Annotated in this window: 17 protein-coding genes; 6 read left to right on the top strand and 11 right to left on the bottom strand. The window is 64.6% G+C overall.

What is annotated here, in order from left to right; all coding sequences use genetic code 11:
• Nucleotides 1-4: 4 nt before the first annotated feature.
• The 3 genes from XH81_RS07905 (at nt 5) to XH81_RS07895 (ending at nt 3,854) form a co-directional block, all read left to right on the top strand.
• Entirely contained in the window at nt 5-1,507 is a 1,503-nt protein-coding gene (locus XH81_RS07905) for a sugar ABC transporter ATP-binding protein (RefSeq protein ID WP_028141483.1), read from the top strand.
• Nucleotides 1,508-1,518: 11 nt separating this feature from the next.
• The gene (locus XH81_RS07900) at nt 1,519-2,544 is read left to right on the top strand and encodes an ABC transporter permease (RefSeq protein ID WP_028141482.1); all 1,026 of its coding nucleotides are present in this window, start codon (nt 1,519-1,521) and stop codon (nt 2,542-2,544) included.
• Nucleotides 2,545-2,777: 233 nt separating this feature from the next.
• Nucleotides 2,778-3,854, top strand: a complete 1,077-nt coding sequence (locus XH81_RS07895; RefSeq protein ID WP_028141481.1) for a serine hydrolase domain-containing protein — start codon at nt 2,778-2,780, stop codon at nt 3,852-3,854.
• A gap of 137 nt (nt 3,855-3,991) precedes the next feature.
• Here XH81_RS07895 and XH81_RS07890 read toward each other — a convergent pair whose 3' ends face one another.
• The 5 genes from XH81_RS07890 to XH81_RS07870 are packed head-to-tail and all read right to left on the bottom strand — an operon-like array spanning nt 3,992 to nt 9,396.
• Nucleotides 3,992-5,035 carry an ABC transporter ATP-binding protein gene (locus XH81_RS07890; RefSeq protein ID WP_028141480.1) on the bottom strand — a complete coding sequence of 348 codons (1,044 nt, stop codon included), beginning with the start codon at nt 5,033-5,035 and terminating at the stop codon, nt 3,992-3,994.
• Nucleotides 5,028-6,008 (bottom strand): ABC transporter ATP-binding protein, encoded by a 981-nt coding sequence (locus tag XH81_RS07885; RefSeq protein ID WP_028141479.1) that lies wholly within the window; start codon nt 6,006-6,008, stop codon nt 5,028-5,030. The genes XH81_RS07890 and XH81_RS07885 overlap by 8 nt, the downstream gene beginning before the upstream one ends.
• A complete protein-coding gene (locus XH81_RS07880) occupies nt 6,005-6,826 on the bottom strand; it encodes an ABC transporter permease (protein ID WP_028141478.1) in 822 nt (273 codons plus the stop codon). Before XH81_RS07880 ends, XH81_RS07885 begins: the two co-directional genes overlap by 4 nt.
• Entirely contained in the window at nt 6,823-7,746 is a 924-nt protein-coding gene (locus XH81_RS07875; RefSeq protein WP_028141477.1) for an ABC transporter permease, read from the bottom strand. The genes XH81_RS07880 and XH81_RS07875 overlap by 4 nt, the downstream gene beginning before the upstream one ends.
• 60 nt (nt 7,747-7,806) lie before the next feature.
• Nucleotides 7,807-9,396 carry an ABC transporter substrate-binding protein gene (locus XH81_RS07870; protein WP_028141476.1) on the bottom strand — a complete coding sequence of 530 codons (1,590 nt, stop codon included), beginning with the start codon at nt 9,394-9,396 and terminating at the stop codon, nt 7,807-7,809.
• 272 nt (nt 9,397-9,668) lie between these two features.
• On the opposite strand from XH81_RS07870, the gene XH81_RS07865 reads away from it, so the two are divergent.
• Nucleotides 9,669-10,553, top strand: a complete 885-nt coding sequence (locus XH81_RS07865) for a hypothetical protein (RefSeq protein ID WP_028141475.1) — start codon at nt 9,669-9,671, stop codon at nt 10,551-10,553.
• A gap of 163 nt (nt 10,554-10,716) precedes the next feature.
• Here XH81_RS07865 and mtnK read toward each other — a convergent pair whose 3' ends face one another.
• Nucleotides 10,717-12,006 carry an S-methyl-5-thioribose kinase gene (gene mtnK, locus XH81_RS07860; protein WP_028141474.1) on the bottom strand — a complete coding sequence of 430 codons (1,290 nt, stop codon included), beginning with the start codon at nt 12,004-12,006 and terminating at the stop codon, nt 10,717-10,719.
• A 276-nt stretch (nt 12,007-12,282) separates the two neighbouring features.
• Between mtnK and XH81_RS07855 the strand changes: the two genes are divergently transcribed.
• Together XH81_RS07855 and XH81_RS07850 are read left to right on the top strand one after the other, a co-directional pair.
• Nucleotides 12,283-12,732: a YidB family protein gene (locus tag XH81_RS07855; RefSeq protein ID WP_028141472.1), complete on the top strand. Its 450-nt coding sequence runs from the start codon at nt 12,283-12,285 to the stop codon at nt 12,730-12,732.
• A gap of 32 nt (nt 12,733-12,764) precedes the next feature.
• A complete protein-coding gene (locus XH81_RS07850; RefSeq protein ID WP_028141471.1) occupies nt 12,765-13,028 on the top strand; it encodes a GlsB/YeaQ/YmgE family stress response membrane protein in 264 nt (87 codons plus the stop codon).
• A 90-nt stretch (nt 13,029-13,118) separates the two neighbouring features.
• Here XH81_RS07850 and XH81_RS07845 read toward each other — a convergent pair whose 3' ends face one another.
• The 5 genes from XH81_RS07845 to XH81_RS07825 all read right to left on the bottom strand — a co-directional run bounded on the left by XH81_RS07845 (nt 13,119) and on the right by XH81_RS07825 (nt 16,748).
• Nucleotides 13,119-13,466 carry a hypothetical protein gene (locus XH81_RS07845; RefSeq protein ID WP_028141470.1) on the bottom strand — a complete coding sequence of 116 codons (348 nt, stop codon included), beginning with the start codon at nt 13,464-13,466 and terminating at the stop codon, nt 13,119-13,121.
• A 48-nt stretch (nt 13,467-13,514) separates the two neighbouring features.
• Nucleotides 13,515-13,790: a DUF1467 family protein gene (locus XH81_RS07840; protein ID WP_028141469.1), complete on the bottom strand. Its 276-nt coding sequence runs from the start codon at nt 13,788-13,790 to the stop codon at nt 13,515-13,517.
• 9 nt (nt 13,791-13,799) lie between these two features.
• Nucleotides 13,800-14,204: a methylmalonyl-CoA epimerase gene (mce, locus tag XH81_RS07835; protein ID WP_028141468.1), complete on the bottom strand. Its 405-nt coding sequence runs from the start codon at nt 14,202-14,204 to the stop codon at nt 13,800-13,802.
• A gap of 67 nt (nt 14,205-14,271) precedes the next feature.
• Nucleotides 14,272-15,942, bottom strand: a complete 1,671-nt coding sequence (locus tag XH81_RS07830; RefSeq protein ID WP_028141467.1) for a ribonuclease J — start codon at nt 15,940-15,942, stop codon at nt 14,272-14,274.
• Nucleotides 15,942-16,748 carry a biotin--[acetyl-CoA-carboxylase] ligase gene (locus tag XH81_RS07825; RefSeq protein WP_038948730.1) on the bottom strand — a complete coding sequence of 269 codons (807 nt, stop codon included), beginning with the start codon at nt 16,746-16,748 and terminating at the stop codon, nt 15,942-15,944. Before XH81_RS07825 ends, XH81_RS07830 begins: the two co-directional genes overlap by 1 nt.
• Nucleotide 16,749 lies beyond the last annotated feature (1 nt).

Raw genomic sequence — 16,749 nt, 5'->3', positions numbered from 1 at the left:
TTTCATGCTCGAGGTGCGTTCGCCCATCCTTGAACTACAGGGCATCACGAAGAGCTTCGGCGGCGTCGAAGCGCTTCGTGGTGTCGACTTCGCGCTCCATCCCGGCGAGATCCATGGTCTCGTCGGCGAGAACGGGGCTGGAAAAAGCACGCTGATGAAGATCATCGCCGGCGTGCACACCGAATTCTCCGGCCGCTTCCTGATCGACGGGAAGGAGACACATTTCCGCTCGGCGCGCGATGCGCATGCGGCCGGCATTGCCATGGTGCATCAGGAGCTCAGTGTCGCGCCTGATCTCACGGTCGCCGAGAACGTCTTCCTGGGCAACCAGCCAACCAACGCCCTTGGCCTCGTGCAGTGGCGGCGCATGGCGCGCGAGGCCGGCGAGCAGCTCGCCCGCTTCGGCATCGACGTCGATCCGATGAGCCGGCTGGGTGACTTGCCCATCGGGCTGCAGCAGCTGATCGAGATTGCGCGCGTGCTGTTCTCCGGCGCCCGCATCGTCATCCTGGACGAGCCGACCTCCGCCCTCTCTCCGCCCGAGGTCGAGCGGCTGTTCGCGACGCTGCGGCGGCTACGTGAAGAAGGCACCAGCATCGTCTTCATCTCGCATTTCATCGAGGACATCCTGCGCGTGTCCGACACGGTGACCGTGTTCCGCAACGGGCGGAAGGTCGCCGAGACGGCAAGCGCCGCAACCAGCAAGGGCGCGCTGATCGAGGCCATGATCGGGCGCGGCGGCGAGGCGCTCGAGCACAGCTACACCGACGACCTTATGCTGCCGCAGCCGAGCGACAGCTCGGTCGTTCTGAAAGTCGACCAGCTGTCACTGGCCCGTAGCCTGAACGACATCTCCTTCGAGGCGCGCGCCGGCGAGGTGCTCGGCATCTACGGCTTCATGGGTTGCGGCCAGCAGGAGCTATCGAGAATCCTGTTCGGCAAGCTGAAGCCTGATAGCGGCGGGCTTCTCGTCGAGGGTAAGCCAAAAACCTTTGCCAGCACGGCGGCGGCGCGGCGCGCCGGCGTGGCGCTGGTGCCCGAGAGCCGCCGCGACATGCTGTTTCACCAGGAGCCGGTCTACAAGAACATCTCGATCAGCATTCTCGACCGCATCTCGGCGCTGCTGCTCAAGCCGGCGCAGGAGCGCGACATCGCGCAGCGCCAGGTCGAGCAGTTGCAGATCCGGCCGCCGGTGGTCGGCCTCGACCTCGGCATGCTCTCCGGCGGCAACCAGCAGAAGGTGGCGCTGGCAAAATGGCTGACCTACCCGCCCAAGCTGCTGGTGCTGTGCGAGCCGACCCGCGGCATGGATGTCGGCGCCAAGAACGACGTCATCAACATCGTCCGCGACCTCCGCGCCAAGGGGCTTGCGATCATCGTGCTGTCGACCGAGCCTGAAACGGTGCTGTCGCTGGCCGACCGCATTCTCGTGCTCAAGCGCGGCGCACTGGTGCGGGAATTCAAGAACGAGCCGGTCAGCAAGGACCGCCTGCTGGAAGCGGCGTGACGGAGAAGCACATGAGCAGCGAAACGGCTTTGGCGGCGGGGCAGCGGGCGCGAGGCGTTGCGCCCTTCCTGCGCTCGCAGATGCGCAACATCGCCCCGTTCCTGACACTAATCTTCCTGTCCGGCTTCTTCGCCTTCGCAAGCCCCTCCTTCGCGACGCTCGACAATCTCGGCAACATCCTCACGCAAGTGTCGGTCACGGGCATCATCGCGGTCGGCCTCACCTTCGTGATCCTCTGCGCCGAGATCGACCTCTCGATCGCCAGCATCGCCAACGTCACCGGCATCGCGGTCGCCTACTTCACGCTGCAGGAATCCTACGTCAACATCGCCAACATTCCGCTGCCAGGCGCGGTCGCGATCATCCTGTCGATCCTGCTCTGCGCCCTGCTCGGCCTCGTCAACGCGCTGGGGCTGACCGTGATCGGCATCCCCTCCTTCATCATGACGCTGGCGATGATGCAGATCGCCGCCGGCATCTCCGCGCTGCTGGTGCGCGGCCAGATCGCCTACAAGGTGCCCAGCCTGATCACCACGCTCGGCTCGGGCTCGATCGGCGGCATCCCCTGGCTCGTCATCATCGCCGCGCTGATGCTGCTCGGCGGCCATCTGGTGCTGACCTACACGCGCTTCGGCCGTTACGTCTACATGGTCGGCGGCAACCGCGAAGCGGCCGAATATTCCGGCCTCAACGTCAAGCTCATCCTCGGCGCCGTCATGGTGATCTCGGCGGTGTGTTCCGGCATCGGCGGCATGCTGGGCGTCGCCCATTTCGGCAGCGCGCAGCAGAACGAGTTCGACACCTATCTGCTCGACTCCATCGCCGCCGTCGTGGTCGGCGGCACCAGCCTGTTCGGCGGCCGCGGCGGCATTGGCAACACCATCGTCGGGCTTTTCGTTCTCGGTGTTCTCAATAACGGCCTCGACCACGTCAACATCGACAGCTTCCTGAAGATCCTGATCCGCGGCCTGATCCTCTTGGCAGCGCTTGTCATCAACGTCTATGCGCAGCGGCTGAGGGAAAAGGCGGCGGACTAGACGAGCCCAAAACAAAAAACGCGAAAACAACCCCATGCACAGTAGAAACTGTAAGGAAGTTCAGCTGCTTATCAAACTACAATTGCGTGAATGCCACCGCGCTGACGTTTGACACGTCGGGCAATGCAGGAGCACAACTTCATCATGGCACCGATCGCGTGCCCCGTGGAGCGAGCGCCCGAATGGCTGTCATCGATCGTCGCGCTGCCCTTGCGGGTGCAGGAGCGCTTCTCTTGACGACAGGCCCGCTTGCCTCCGCTCAGTTCGAATGGCGATCGATCAACCCAGCCGACGCCGGCTTCGCGCCCGACCTCGATGAGCGGCTCGACAAGGCGATTGCGGACAAACGCGCCTGGGGCCTGCATGGTGTCGTCGTCACGCGCATGGGCAAGCTCGTGCTCGAACGCTATTTCGCCGGCGAGGACGAAGTCTGGGGTGCTCCGCGCGGCAGCGTCGCCTTCGGCCCCGACACGCTGCACGACCTGCGCTCGGTCACGAAAAGCATTCTCGGCCTGCTCTATGGCATCGCGCTCGACCTCCGCAAGGTGCCCGCGCCCGACCAGAATCTGATCGCGCAATTCCCCGAATGCGCCGCCGCCGCGACCGATCCCCGCCTCCAGCGTCTGACCATCGCGCACGCGCTCACCATGACGCTGGGGTTCGATTGGAACGAGGACATTCCCTACCAGGACCCGACCAACAGCGAAATTCAGATGGAGCAGGCGCCCGATCGCCTGCGCTACATCTTCAGCCGGCCTTTCATTTCCGATCCCGGCACCCGCTGGATCTACGGCGCGGCCGGCACCGAGCTGATCGGACAACTGCTGGTGAAAGGCGTCGGTCACTCGCTGCCGGATTTCGCGCGCGCAAACCTGTTCGATCCCCTCGGGATCGGACCAACCGAATGGACCAAGGGCTTTAACGGGCAGCCCGCGCCCGCATCAGGACTGCGTATGACGCCGCGCGATCTCGCGCGCGTCGGGCAATTGATCCTCAACCGCGGGCAATGGGATGGGCGTCAGGTCGTTTCGTCGGACTGGCTCGCGAAATCGTTCCAGCCGTACGTCCCATGTGACGAGCAGCGCCGATACGGCTATTTCTGGTACAGCGGCGACCTGCAATACGGCCAGCCGCCGCACCGCCCGATCACGCACTGGATCGGCGGCTTCGGCTATGGCGGCCAGCGGCTGTTCGCGATGCCCGACCTCGGCATCGTGGTCGCCATCACCTGCGGAAACTACGCCGACGAGCAGCAATGGATGCCGCCTGTCCGGGTGGTGCGTGATGTCGTGTTGGCCGGGCTGAAGTGAAACGTCGTGCGAGGACCCGTCATCCTGAGGTGCGGAGCAGGCGATGCGAAAGCATCGCATGCGGAGCCTCGAAGGATGACCGGCCACGCTGCCAGCCGGGCCGTCGTCCTTCGAGGGCCGCTGAAGAAGCGGCCACCTCAGGGTGACGGTGATAGGGCAAGGCCCGCTGCACCGATCTCGTCTGCCCGCCAGCACCTCACGGCATGTCCATCGGCTCGCGTCTCCAGCGACGGCCCGGGCTCGCTCCGGCACACAGCCTCGGCGTACCGGCATCTTGGGCTGAAGGCGCAGCCGTTCGGCGGATTGAGCGGGTTGGGAAGGTCGCCGCCTGTGGTCGCCAGCGGGGCATGGTGTAGCGGATCAGGAATCGCGGCGATCAGGGCCTGCGTATAGGGGTGCGCCGGACGTTCGAAGATCTCGCGCCAGTGGCCGTTCTCGACGATGCGGCCGAGATACATCACCGCGACGCGGTCGCTCATGTGCTCGACGACGCCGAGGTCGTGGCTGATCATGATGTAGGACAGGCCGAGAGTGTCCTTCAGTTCCAGCAGCAGGTTGATGATCTGGGCGCGGATCGAGACGTCGAGTGCCGAGACCGGCTCGTCGCAGATGACGATTTTCGGGTTGAGGATCAGCGCACGGGCAATGCCGATGCGCTGGCGCTGGCCGCCGGAGAATTCATGCGGGTAGCGGCCCGACTGCTCGGGCCGCAAGCCGACATGCCGCAGCATGGTCGCGACGCGATCCTCGATCTCGCTCCTCGCGGTGACGCCGTGCACACGCAGGGGATCCTCCAGCGTGCGGCGAACGGTCTGGCGCGGATTGAGCGAGGCGTAGGGGTCCTGAAACACCATCTGCACGGTGCGCGCCAACGCCTTCCGATCGCCGGATTGCCTGCTCCTCACGACCTGCCCGTCCAGCACGATGCGGCCGCGCGTCGGCGTCAGCAGGCCAAGGATCGACAATGCGACCGTCGACTTGCCGGAGCCGGACTCACCGACGAGGCCGAGGCATTCGCCGCGCTTCAGCTTGAGATCGACGCCATCGACAGCCCGGAGCATCCGCTTGCCGCGGCCCAGCAGGCCGCCACCGAGCGGAAAGTGAACCGCGAGATCCCTAACGCTGAGGATGAGGTCATCGTCCGGCCTCCGCTCACCCAGCATGTTTTGCGGCTCATGCATGGTGATGACACCTGACCAGGCCGCCGGCGTCCAGCCAATCCGTCTCCGGCACGACTGTCCGGCATATCTCGGTCGCCTGCGCGCAGCGCGGATTGAACCGGCAGCCATCGGGGAAATTCGTGATCGCCGGGACGACGCCCGCGATCTCCTTGAGCCTGGTGCGCCCGAGCGCAGCGCGGCTGCCGAGCCTCGGCAGCGAGGCGACCAGGCCTTGCGTATAGGGGTGCGAGGGCGAGCGGAAGATATCGGCCGAACCCCGCTCCTCGACGATGCGGCCGGCATACATCACGGCGACGCGGCGGCAGACGTTCGCGACCAGGCCGAGATCATGGCTGATCATCAGGATGGCCGTTCCACGCTCGGCGCACAAATTCCGCATCAGCTCGATGATCTCGGCCTGCACGGTGACGTCGAGCGCTGTGGTCGGCTCATCGGCGATGAGGAGATCCGGACCGCAGGCGAGCGCAATCGCGATCATCACGCGCTGGCGCATGCCGCCGGAGAGCTGGTGCGGGTAATCGTGGACGCGGCGCTCGGGCGCGGGGACGCGGACGCTCGCCAGCGCCTCCACCGCCAACCGGCTCGCTTCCCGCCAGCTCTTGCCCTTGTGCAGCACGAACATCTCGGCGATCTGCCGGCCCACGGGCGAGACGGGGTTCAGTGCCGTCATCGGCTCCTGGAAGATCATGGCAATGCGGTTGCCGCGCAACTCCCGCTGTTTGGCCGCCGAAAGGTGCTGGATCTCCTGTCCCTCGAACCGGATGAGGCCGCCGCCGATCGAGAGCGGCGGCCGCAACAGCCCGATCAAGGCGAGCGCCGTGATGCTCTTGCCGCAACCGGATTCGCCGACGAGGCCGAACGTCTCGCCGCGTGAGATGCGGAACGAAACGCCCTCGGCCGCCGCGACGCGCCTCGATCCGTCGTCGAGATCGATGCGCAAATCCTCGACTTCGATCAGCGGCGCGCCGGTCATGTCCGCCGGCTCCGCGATTGGGGATCGAGCATGTCGCGCAGGCCATCGCCGAGCAGGTTGAGGCCAAGCACCGTCAGGAAGATGGCCAGGCCCGGAAACACCGAGAGCCACGGCGCCGTCGTGATCTGCTCGCGGGCCTCCGACAGCATGCTGCCCCAGCTGGGAAACGGCGGACGGACGCCGAGGCCGAGAAACGACAATGCGGCTTCGGACAACACCGCGCTGCCCATACCCAGCGTGCCGATAACGATGATGGGGCCCAGCATGTTCGGCAACAGCTGCGTGATCATGATGCGCAGATCGCCGTAGCCCAGCACGGTCGCAGCCTGCACATAGCCCTGGCTCCTCAGCGACAGCGCCGAGGCCCGCGCGATCCGGCACGTGAAGGACCAGTTGGTCAGCCCGAGCGCGATGAGCAGGCTGGTCAGGCCGGGTCCGAGCACCGCCATGATCGCGAGCGCGAAGATCAACGAGGGGATCGCGAGCATGAGATTGGTCAGGGCGTTGACGACATCGTCCCACCAGCCGCCAAAATAGCCGGCACTCAGCCCCAGGGCCACGCCGATGACGCTGTTGATGAGCTGAGAGATGATACCGACCGTCAGCGAGACCCGCGCGCCGTACACGACGCGGGAATAGATGTCACGGCCCTGGTCGTCGGTCCCGAACCACCAGGTCCAGCTCGGGGGCTCCTCCGCGTTCATCAAATTCGCGTCCATGACGGGATCGGTGTGCGCCAGCCAGGGCGCGAGCAAACCGACCAGGATCGCCAGCGCGAACAACACCCCACCGATGACGAGATTGGCGCGGAGCTTCATGCGTATCTGATCCTGGGATCGATCACGCCGTAGAGCAAATCGATCAGCAGATTGATCGCGAGAAAGGCCAGCACCACCACGAGAATGGAGCCCTGGACCGCCGGAATGTCGCGCTGCAAGACACTGTCGACCAGCAATGAGCCGATGCCTGGCCACGAGAACAGTTTCTCGACCACGACCGCCTGCCCCATCAGCGCGCCGAATTGCAGGCCGACGGTGGTGAGAATGATGACGAGCGCGTTGCGCATCACGTGCCACTTCACCACCCGCGTCTCGCTCATGCCCTTGGAGCGCGCGGTGCGGACGAAATCGGCGGTCATGATCTCGAGGACCGCGGCGCGCGTCGTCCGGGCAAACAGCGCCATGGGCGAGACGCCGAGGGTCACGGCCGGCAGCAGCAGATATTTCAGTCCGCCGTCGCCATAGCCGAAACTCGGCAGCCAGCCGAGCTTCAACGCGAACAGGTACATCAGAACAAGTCCGAGCCAGAATTTGGCGATGGAAAGGCCCGATACCGCGACGACCATGGCAAGCGTATCAACGATTCCGCCCGGTCGCAGTGCCGCGATGAAGCCAAGCGGCACGCCGATCACGACGGAAAACGCCATGGCCGCGAAGATCAGTTGCAGCGTCGGCCAAGCCCGCTTGGCGATCATGGTCGTGACAGGCTCGCGGGTCCGGAACGAGGTGCCGAAATCACCGGTCGCGAGCTTGGCAATGTAGACGCCGAAACGCACGTAAACGGGATCGTCGAGGCCGAGCTGCTTCTTCATGCGCAGCTCGACCTGCGGATCGCTGTCGTCGCTCATGGAGGAGACGATGCTGCCGGGAACCACGCTGAACAACACGAAGACCAGCAGCACGACGGCAAGCACGGTCGGAACGGTTTGCAGCAGGCGACGGAACAGGAAGGAGAGCATCGGCACTTTTCCTCTCTCCCTCCATCGTCTGTGGCGACGGAGGGAGCGCGAGAGCGCATGTCACTTCGCGGGCGAGGTCTCGTCGACCCAGAGGTCTTCGACGTTCTGATGGGTCAGCTCCGTCGCGTTCAGCTGAATCCCCTTGAGCCATGGCTGCACCGCCATGACCGCCTTGTTGTAGTTGAAGAACCAGACCGGTGCCTCCTCATAGAGCAGCGCATTGGCCTTTTGCAGCAGCTGGGCCCGCTTTGCCGGGTCGTCGGCCTGCCCGGCCTCGTCGACGATCTTGTCGAAATCGGCGTTCTTGAAGATCATGTAGTTGCAGGCTGGCTGCGGCGTCGACGAGTGGAAGCATTTGAGGGCCGCCTGGGGATCGGGCCCGCTCGCCTGGGAATAGATGAAGGCCTGGTAGTCGCCGGTGCGAACCACCTCCGCCAGCACCGCGGTCTCAACCTGCTTGACCTTCGCCTTGATGCCGACCTTGTCCAGCATGGGGATCACGGCCGCGACGATCGGCAAGCCCCAGCTTTCGTTCTGGCTGGTGGTCCATTCGAACTCGAAGCCGTTGGGATAGCCGGCCTCGTTAAGCAGCTGCTTCGCCTTGGCGGGATCGTAAGCGTACGGCTTCATCGCCTTGTCGTAAGCGGGCGAGGTCAGCGGCAGCCAGCTGGTGGCGCGATAGGCCTTGCCCTTGACCAGCTTGTTGATGATCAGGTCGGTATCGATCGCGTAGTTGATCGCCTGTCTCACGCGCTTGTCGGCGAACGGCTTGAATGACGGATTCATGCCCATGTAGCGGGTGAAGACCTCGGCGACCTCGACGATGGTGCCCTTGAGATTGGCGTCGGACTGGTAGGCCACATATTGCGCGGGCCCGAGCACCGAGGTGTCGACCTCCTTGTTGCGGAAAGCGACATCGCGCGCCGCGGCCTCGCCCATGATCGACACGACGATCTTGTCGGCGTAGGGCTTGCCGGGCTTGTAGAACCGGTCCCACCGCTCCAGGACAATGCGCGATCCCGGTACGTGCTCGACGAATTTGAAGGGCCCGAGACCGATCGGCTTCTGGATAAAACTCTCCTTGGCACCCTCGTCGGCGGGATAGATCGAGGTCAGCGCGGTGAAGAAGTAGAAGCCGGGATCGACCTTCTCGGTCAGCTTCATCTCAACGGTGAGGTCGTCGATCTTCTTCAGCCCGGAGATCTCCTTGGCCTGGCCCTTTTCGACCGCGGCCGCGCCCTCGATCACGCGGACAAACCGCGCGCCGGGATAGGCCTTGGTGCCGTCCATGATGCGGGTGTACGACCAGATGATATCGTCGGCCGTCATCTTGCGGCCATGGTGGAAATAGGCGTCATCGCGCAGCTTGAAGGTGTGAACGAGGCCTCCGCCCGAGACCACATCCTCCTTGGCAAGCTCCAGGACCGGCTTTCCTTCCGCAGAATTCCAGATGTAGAGCGAACGATGCAGCGCCTTGGCGTAGATCTCGTCCTGGGCGCGCTGTGTGGTGTGAATGTCCAGGCTGGTGAAACTCGAGCCATAGGGCGCTGTCATGCGGATGGTTCCGCCCTTGCGCGGCGTCTGGGCCTCCGCAGATCCAGCGAGCGCCAGTCCCAAGCCCGCGACGATCGCCATCATCCTGAACATCATGTGTGTGTGTCCCCACCAGCGCAGGTATTCCGATCAGGGATTTGATCATTCGTTGCCCGTCGAGCGCAAGCTTCGTTTTTGATGGAGACCAATGTCAGTTCCGGAAGGCGGCTCTTCGATGGAGGACCCGGAAGTCAGGTTGCATCCGTCCGGCGATGCAAGCCGTCGATTGACGCGGTGCGTCATCCGGCGACCAGGGATAGTGAACATTTTCCGTGATCGACGCGACCAAGCTCAGGATCGTTATCTGAGCCCAAGGGATCGCGCAAAAAATGACCCGCCGAACGCTAGGTATTCTGCTCGCCGGCAGTCTGGTCGCCGCGACAGCGGCGATGGCGATCCCCGTCACGCTGGACCCTGCCCGCGACGGCGCGACGAAAAACATTCAAATCAATTGGTCCCACACCAAGCGGTCAAGCGGATTTGTCGACGATACATGGTGGGCGACAAGGGACCGTTGCGCCCCGGACTATCTTGGCGAGCGCCTGCTCTGCGGCACTATCGGGCTTCTGACACAAGCCACGGGCCGGACATTCGAGGCCAAAATGTCCGACGACATGGGCCTGCCGCTGGTCGACCGTTGGGCCCTGATGACCGCGAAGAATTCGCCCTTCATGAGGTCGGCTCACGTCGAGACGCCGCTCGGTCTCGAGGCCGTGCTCGGCTTCTATCGCGCTGCACTCGAAAAACGCGGCTGGACCGAGAACGACGGTGCCGTCGTCGAGCCAGACAGGGCCGTTGTCGCCTTCACGACGTCGGACGGGCCGGCGCTGCTCCGGCTCGTCCGTCAGGACAACACAACGATCGCCGACCTTGCGCTGCGCAAGCCGTTGGCCGCCACGGCCAAAATCCGGCCGGCGCCGGGACAAGTGATGTTGTTGCTCGGCAACAAGACCGATGAAGCGGCCGACATCACGGTCAATGAGCGAACCATCAGACTGGCGGCTCACGCCGGAGAGAACCTGATGGACTCCGACGCCGCCGCGGACAAATTGCCTGATGGCCAGAAGATCGATCTGCCGCCGGGCAAGTACAAGATCACCCTCAAGCTCAAAGGCAGCGCGGCCCAGACGCGTGCGTTCGAGGTCGCCGTCAACGAGACCTGGGGGCTGCTGGTCGGACCCGAGGGCGTCCCGCTGCCGATGCGGCTGTATTGAGGGCCAGCCTGCGCTCCCTCCCCGTCATTGCGAGCGAAGCGAAGCAATCCAGAATCTCGGTGGCAGTCTGGATTGCTTCGTCGCATTAGCGCAAAATTGCTACGCAATTTTGTCGCGACTCCTCGCAATGACGGAGTATGCGGGTCCATCCTTCGCGACGTCTTCAACCCGCTAGCTCCGGCTGCCAATCCCGCAGTTTTCGCGCAGCACTCGTAACGTCGGCGATCGTCCGAAACGTCCCCGTCTCCACCATCATCGCCCGTGCGAGCCGCACCGCGCGGGCTTCGCTGACGGCGCGCTTCTTCGGGTCCTCGATCAGCTCGAAATCGATGTTGTGGGCAAGGCCGAAGATGCGGCGGATGGTCTTTGCGGCCGCGAAGCCGGCGGTGTCGGCGAACAGACGCTGCATGTAGACCTGCCGCTCGGCCTCCAGGCGCGCAGCGCCCTGCGCGCCGGCAAAGAGTGAGACCGGATAGGCATCACCGGTGCCATTCGCCCGCCAGAGGTCGAGGAACTTTCGTGCAAACTCGTTCCAGACCTGTTCGACCGTCTCCAGCACCCAGGCCTCGAACGCAGCCCGCTCGCCCGGTGAGCGCTCGTGGCCGGCGGAGGCAAAATAAGCCATCACGAGGTTGGCGATCACGGCGCCGACGTCGAACCCCATCGGACCATAGAACGCAAATTCGGGATCGATTACCCGCGTCTGGTTGTCCGTCACCATGATCGAGCCGGTGTGGAGGTCGCCGTGGAGCAGCGCCTCGGGGCCTGCCATGAACTTCAGCTTCAGCCGGGAGATCGCGACATGCAGCTCCATGTCATCACGCAGGCTTGTAGCGAGGGCATCGAGATACGGCGCAGTCCAGCGGTTCTGTTCGGCGATGCGGTAGGGATCGGTGAAGATCAGATCCTCGGTGATCTTGCAGAGCGCATGGTTGCCGGCGAACGCGGCGATGCCCTGCTTCTTCTCGGCCGCGGACAGCGTGAGGTCGGAGGTGAAGAACAGCGTTCGCGCCATGAAGGTGGTGATGTCACCGACGAAGCCTGGATATTGCGTTCCCGCAACCAGCCCCTTGCGCATGATGATGTGGGGTTCGAGCAGCTCCATCACCGTCAGCGCCAGGGCCTCGTTGTGATGCAGCAAAGCCGGCACGAGGCCGGGCGCGAGCTGGGCTTGCCGGGACAGAGCCAGATATTCGTAATGGGCCCGCGACAGCGGCAGCGGCCAGCTCTCGCCGACGAGGCGGACATAAGGCAGCGCCTGCTTGACGGCGACGCCGCCGCGCGCGCCCTTCATGATGAAGACGAGATTGAGATTGCCGTCGCCGACCTCGGTGATCTCCCATGAGGCCGGCTCGCCGCCCAGGAGTGCGGCGATATCAGGGAGGCCTGCCAGATAATCCCGCAGCGCCGCTTCATGCAGAATTCGATAGTCCCCTGCCCGGTCCCCGGTCATGACGATCCCACCCCATGCTTGGCATGGCCTGATCGCAATTCCCGCTCCTGGGAAGCTTGGGCGATCCCGGCCATTCTTTTGATCGGATCGTAATCGCAATCAAGGCGGTCCGCCACATGAGTGTCGCCGGCGCACGCCAGGAGCAGTTGCAGGCAAAGTTCTCCGTGTCGGGCGACCAGGCCGGGCCGCGCGGTCGCGAGCCCACGATTTGCCGATTTTTGGAACACAAGCGGGCTGAGACAGTTTTGCGTTTCTGAGATTTTAAAGGAGTTGCCAATGAACCGCGGGATGCCCTCCATGACTGCCCTTCTGGCGATGCTGGCTATGGCTGGCTATCAGAACCGCGACAAGTTGGCTGAGCTGCTGAAAGGTGCGACCGGCGGCTCGTCCGCGGGCAGTCAGCAGCCGCCCGGGGGAGTGCTCGGCAATCTGGGCGGCATGCTCGGCGCGGGCGGGATCGGGGGCCTGCTCAATGGCGGTATTGGCGAGCTCCTGGAGCGGTTCAACCAGAACGGCCAGGGTGAAGTCGCCGATTCATGGGTGAAGCCCGGACCCAACAAGGAGATTTCGTCGCCTGAGCTGAGGAATGCGATCGGCTCCGACGTTCTGGAGAAGCTCGAACAGCAGACGGGGCTCTCGCAAGACGAGATCCTCACAAGGCTATCCCGGGAATTGCCCTCGGCGGTCGACAAATACACGCCGGATGGACGTCTGCCTGAGGCATAGCTGTTGCCGCTTAACCTGGAAGAGGTGTGGAAATGGGTGTTCTCTGGACAATCATCATCGGCTTCGTCGCCGGCGTGATCGCCAAGTTCATCATGCCTGGCGACAACGAGCCGTCCGGCTTCATCCTGACGACCATCCTCGGGATCGTCGGCGCCTTCGTTGCGACTTATCTCGGGCAGGCGCTCGGCTGGTATCGTGCCGAAGAAGGTGCGGGACTGATCGGTGCAGTCGTCGGCGCGATCATCGTGCTGTTCGTCTACGGGCTCATCGCCGGCCGACAACGCCGAGCGATCTAGCCCGACTGCGTAAGCGGCCGATCGGGCGTGCGCGAACTCGCGCCGCATCGAGCAGGCGGCGGCGCGCTCATGCCTGCCAGCGCCGGATCGTTACTCCCGCTCCAAAAAGCTGGAGCCGATCTCGGCTTTTCTTTTGATCGGATCGTAATCACAGTAGACGCTGTCCGCCACCAGCGTGTAGCTGGCGCTGACCGTGTATTTGTCCAGCTTGGCCGAGTTCAGGCCGATCACCGAGGTGCTCTTGCCCCCGTTCCATTTGAACGGCGTCGAGCTCTTGGCCTGCTCGCAGGCCATCACGGCTTCGTTGAAGACATAGCCCTCGACGAACGCCTTCAGGGTGCGCACCTGCGCGGCCATCCGCCATTCGAAATAGCCGATGGCGCCGATGCCGGCGACGATCAGCACCAGAAGTGCAATGACGATCCTCTGAAAAGTCATTCGTTCCCCCCAAACAATGTCGTCGGCAAAAACGTCTAGCAAGAACGTCTAGAAAGGCATTCCCATCAATTTCGACAGGCGCTCGATCGAGAGATAGCCGGCGTGATAGGCCGCGAGGCCGAGGCCGTAGATGATCGCCGAGATGATGGTGGTCCAGATCAGCTTGCGGCCCATCCGCGTCAGGATCGGCGCACCGGGGTCGGTGCCGGGCGCACCGACGCCATCCTCGTGCTGGCTGCGCACGCCGAACGGCAGCGTCAGGAACAGCGCGACCCACCAGATGACGAAGTAGATTGCGATCGCGGTTGAGATCTGGATGGCCATGGTTCGGCCCTATGCCTGCTCGATCTCGACCAGCGCGCCGGAAAAATCCTTCGGGTGCAGGAACAGCACCGGCTTGCCATGGGCGCCGATCTTCGGCACGCCGTCGCCGAGCACCCGCGCGCCCTCCTTCACCAGCGTGTCGCGCGAGGCGACGATGTCGACGACCTCGTAGCAGACATGGTGGATGCCGCCGTCGGCATTGCGCTCGAGGAATTTTGCGATCGGCGAGGTCTCGCCGAGCGGCTCGATGAATTCGATCTTGGTGTTGGGGAGCGTCGCGAACACGGTGGTCACGCCGTGCTCTGGCAGCGCGACAGCCTCCGAAATCTCGGCGCCGAACGCGGCGCCATAGATCCTGGCGGCCTTGACGGCGTCCTTGGTCGCGATCGCGACATGGTTGAGCCGGCCCAGCATGTGTCTTCTCCCCTAAGGCAAGATCCGGAAAAATGTGAAGCGGTTTTCCGAGAAGATCATGCCCAAATTATACTGTCAGTACGTGTACCAGACAGGGGGGCTTTTTGCCCCAATGTTCGTTGATCACGGCCCGGACAGCACGTCGCACAGACTCGCCCAATGCGTCGGGGTCGCGGCGGCGCGCCTTCGGCAGGCCCTCGATGGTGGAGACCACGGCATCGAAGACGAGGTCGTCGAAGGGCTCGCCTGCCCTGTTCTTATCGGGGATGCCGACCAGATCGACCTCGGGATCGTCGGCCAGCTCGCCCTGCTCGGTCATGGCGATGGCGACGAAGGCACAGCCGGAAAACGCCATGCGCCGCCGCTCGACCACGGCGCGGGACCTGGAATCCTCCAGGATCGTGCCGTCCTTGTAGAGGCGGCCGGAAGGCACTTCGCCAATGATGCCGGGATCGCCCGGGCCGAGCTTGATCAGGTCGCCGTTGCGGACCACCAGCACGCGCGGCACGCCGGCGGCGCGCGCCAGCTTGGCGTGCTCGTTCAGATGCAGCGCCTCGCCGTGGACGGGGATCAGGAGCTGCGGCTTCACCCAGCCAATCATGTCGCGCAATTCGTCGCGGCGGGGATGGCCGGAGACGTGGACGAGATGGTCGCGATCGGTGATGATCTCGACGCCCTGCAGCACCAGATTGTTGATGATCGAGCCGACCGCCTTCTCGTTGCCCGGGATCGTGCGCGAGGAGAAGATGACGCTATCGCCGCGGTTCAGCGTGATCTCGGGATGGTCGTCATTGGCGATGCGCGCCAGCGCCGCGCGCGGCTCGCCCTGGCTGCCGGTGCACAGCGCCAGCACCTTGTCCTGCGGCAGATGGCCGTAGACTTCGGGTGAGCGGAAATTCTGCACGCCGTCGAGATAGCCGCATTCGCGCGCGACCTGCACCACGCGCTCCATGGCGCGGCCGACCACGACGACCTCGCGGTCGGCAGCTTTCGCCGCCGCCGCGACGGCCTTGATGCGCGCGACGTTGGAGGCGAAGGTCGTCACCGCGACGCGGCCCTTGGCGGCCTTCACCAGATCGATGATGGTCCGGGCGACCTCGGCCTCGGACGGCGAGCGGCCGTCGCGCACCGCATTGGTGGAATCGCCGATCAGGGCGAGCACGCCCTCCTCGCCGAGTTCGCGCAGGCGCTTCTCGTCGGTCGGAGCTCCCAGGGTCGGGGTCGGGTCGATCTTCCAATCGCCGGTGTGCAGCACCGTGCCGGCCGAGGTGTGGATCGCCAGCGCATGCGCTTCAGGAATGGAGTGCGCGACGGGAATGAACTCGACGTTGAACGGGCCGACGTCGACGCGGCCGCCGGACGGCACCACCGTCACGGGGATCTTCGGCGCGTTGCGCTCGGCAGCGCATTTGGCCTCGAACAGGGCCGCACTGAACTGCGTCGCGTAGATCGGGCATTTCAGCTTCGGCCAGAGGTCGATGATCGCGCCGAAATGGTCCTCATGAGCGTGGGTCAGCACCAGGCCCATCAGGTTCTTTCGCTCCTTCTCCAGGAAGCTGATGTCGGGCATGATCAGGTCGATGCCCGGCAGGTGCTCTTCGTCGCCGAAGGAGACGCCGAGATCGACCGCCATCCAGGCGCGCTGCTGGCGGCTGCCGAGCCCATAGATCGACAGGTTCATGCCGATCTCGCCGACGCCGCCCAGCGGCGCAAACACCAGTTCTTCGGGCTTCGCCATCACGCAGCTCCTACGGACGCGGCCGAACCGAAGAACACCTCGCCCGCGGCCACCGGCACGCGGCGGCCCTCCGCAGTGCGGACGATCAGGCAGCCGGTGTCGTCGATCGTGTCAAAAATGCCTTCCAGCGTCATCGCTCCCGTGTGGATTGCGACCCGCTCGCCGAGCCCCGCGGCGCGCTCCAGCCACAGCTTGCGGATCGCGGCAAAGCCGCTTCCATTGTCCCAGATGCCGCGGAACTCGACCCAGGCGTCGGAGAGCGCCGAGAACAGTTCCTCCGCACTGATCTGCACCCCGAGCGCGGCCAGCGACACCGCAGGCGTCGGCATGCCCTCGGGCGCTGCGACGACATTGGTGCCGATGCCGACGACGACGGCAAGGCGGTCGTCGATGGCTTCGGCTTCGAGGCCAATGCCGACCAGCTTCTTGCCACCGGCCAAAACGTCGTTCGGCCATTTCAGGGCGTAGCGCGGACGATCAGAGCCGAGGCGGATTGCGGCCTCGAGGCTGACCTTCTCCAGCGCGGCCTCCTCGGCGAGGCCCGCGGCGAAGCCGAGGGTGGCGGCGACGGCGGGAGCCACGTCCATGACTTCGAGGATGCTGGCGGCGAGATTGCCGCGCGGCGCGATCCAGGCGCGCTGACGGCGGCCGCGGCCGGCGGTCTGCTCCGACGTGACGAACCACATCGGGCCGCGCTCGCCGCGCCTGGCTTGCTCGATCGCCTCGGTATTAGTCGAGCCGGTCCGTTCGAAGGCCGCGAGCCTGTAGCCCGCGGATGATGCGCGAGGACCGAGCGCGAACCCCATC

This window comes from Bradyrhizobium sp. CCBAU 25360 (assembly GCF_028128695.1).
GTDB lineage: Bacteria > Pseudomonadota > Alphaproteobacteria > Rhizobiales > Xanthobacteraceae > Bradyrhizobium > Bradyrhizobium ottawaense.
This window is presented reverse-complemented; position numbering and strand designations above follow the sequence as displayed.

What these genes read in the sequence shown, in the direction of transcription:
- XH81_RS07905 (WP_028141483.1), top strand. Translation starts at nt 5, where the DNA reads ATGCTCGAGGTGCGTTCGCCCATCCTTGAACTACAGGGCATCACGAAG.
- XH81_RS07900 (WP_028141482.1), top strand. Translation starts at nt 1,519, where the DNA reads ATGAGCAGCGAAACGGCTTTGGCGGCGGGGCAGCGGGCGCGAGGCGTT.
- XH81_RS07890 (WP_028141480.1), bottom strand. Translation starts at nt 5,035, where the DNA reads ATGCATGAGCCGCAAAACATGCTGGGTGAGCGGAGGCCGGACGATGAC.
- XH81_RS07885 (WP_028141479.1), bottom strand. Translation starts at nt 6,008, where the DNA reads ATGACCGGCGCGCCGCTGATCGAAGTCGAGGATTTGCGCATCGATCTC.
- XH81_RS07880 (WP_028141478.1), bottom strand. Translation starts at nt 6,826, where the DNA reads ATGAAGCTCCGCGCCAATCTCGTCATCGGTGGGGTGTTGTTCGCGCTG.
- XH81_RS07875 (WP_028141477.1), bottom strand. Translation starts at nt 7,746, where the DNA reads ATGCTCTCCTTCCTGTTCCGTCGCCTGCTGCAAACCGTTCCGACCGTG.
- XH81_RS07870 (WP_028141476.1), bottom strand. Translation starts at nt 9,396, where the DNA reads ATGATGTTCAGGATGATGGCGATCGTCGCGGGCTTGGGACTGGCGCTC.
- XH81_RS07865 (WP_028141475.1), top strand. Translation starts at nt 9,669, where the DNA reads ATGACCCGCCGAACGCTAGGTATTCTGCTCGCCGGCAGTCTGGTCGCC.
- mtnK (WP_028141474.1), bottom strand. Translation starts at nt 12,006, where the DNA reads ATGACCGGGGACCGGGCAGGGGACTATCGAATTCTGCATGAAGCGGCG.
- XH81_RS07855 (WP_028141472.1), top strand. Translation starts at nt 12,283, where the DNA reads ATGAACCGCGGGATGCCCTCCATGACTGCCCTTCTGGCGATGCTGGCT.
- XH81_RS07850 (WP_028141471.1), top strand. Translation starts at nt 12,765, where the DNA reads ATGGGTGTTCTCTGGACAATCATCATCGGCTTCGTCGCCGGCGTGATC.
- XH81_RS07845 (WP_028141470.1), bottom strand. Translation starts at nt 13,466, where the DNA reads ATGACTTTTCAGAGGATCGTCATTGCACTTCTGGTGCTGATCGTCGCC.
- XH81_RS07840 (WP_028141469.1), bottom strand. Translation starts at nt 13,790, where the DNA reads ATGGCCATCCAGATCTCAACCGCGATCGCAATCTACTTCGTCATCTGG.
- mce (WP_028141468.1), bottom strand. Translation starts at nt 14,204, where the DNA reads ATGCTGGGCCGGCTCAACCATGTCGCGATCGCGACCAAGGACGCCGTC.
- XH81_RS07830 (WP_028141467.1), bottom strand. Translation starts at nt 15,942, where the DNA reads ATGGCGAAGCCCGAAGAACTGGTGTTTGCGCCGCTGGGCGGCGTCGGC.
- XH81_RS07825 (WP_038948730.1), bottom strand. Translation starts at nt 16,748, where the DNA reads ATGGGGTTCGCGCTCGGTCCTCGCGCATCATCCGCGGGCTACAGGCTC.